Annotated in this window: 2 protein-coding genes; both read right to left on the bottom strand. The window is 64.8% G+C overall.

From position 1 onward, the window contains the following. Positions 1–404: S26 family signal peptidase (locus B7G66_RS12960; RefSeq protein ID WP_048859262.1), on the bottom strand; the 404-nt coding region annotated here is incomplete at its 3' end. Next, a partial coding sequence (locus B7G66_RS12965) for a DUF2840 domain-containing protein (RefSeq protein ID WP_148424797.1) occupies positions 401–583 on the bottom strand: 183 nt, incomplete at its 5' end. The genes B7G66_RS12960 and B7G66_RS12965, both read right to left, overlap by 4 nt.

Raw genomic sequence — 583 nt, forward strand, 5'->3', positions numbered from 1 at the left:
ACGAAGAGTTCGCGCACACCGAGACGGTGACAGCCCTGCCAGACGGGCAAGGGACGATGCCGATGATCGACAGGCAACGCATCACCCGTAGCCCGACCGTCGATGGTGATGTGACTGCCGGAGCGGCAGACTGTCTGTCCGCCGACCGCCGCCACGGGTTTGAGCAACGGCACGCCGAGCGGCAAATACCCGCCCCGCGCCAGCATGTCCGCATCGCGTTCCGGCAGATGGAGTGCGATCAGATCCCCGACATGAGGAGCCCCCACGGGGTGCAGACGATACAGCCCTACGGGCACGCTGGCCGTTGCGTTCCAGATCAGGCGCGGCATCGGATGCAGCGCCATCGACAGACCGACGCCAAGTGCTGCGAAATACGTGGTGAAGAACCAGCCCAGCCGCGTCATGGCACGGCCCTCCGCCGTTGCCACGCAGCATGTCGGGTCGTGGAATAGCGGGGAATATCCTGACCATCTGGTCGTGACCGCCCGAGCTGTCGCCAGTATTGCGGATCAACATCGACGGGATTGATGCCTTGCCGCTCCACCGTCTCGATCACAGACAGCACGGCACGCACCTGCGGCCA

Origin of the sequence: Novacetimonas hansenii JCM 7643 (assembly GCF_000964405.1) — a bacterium.
Taxonomy (GTDB): Bacteria; Pseudomonadota; Alphaproteobacteria; order Acetobacterales; family Acetobacteraceae; genus Novacetimonas; species Novacetimonas hansenii.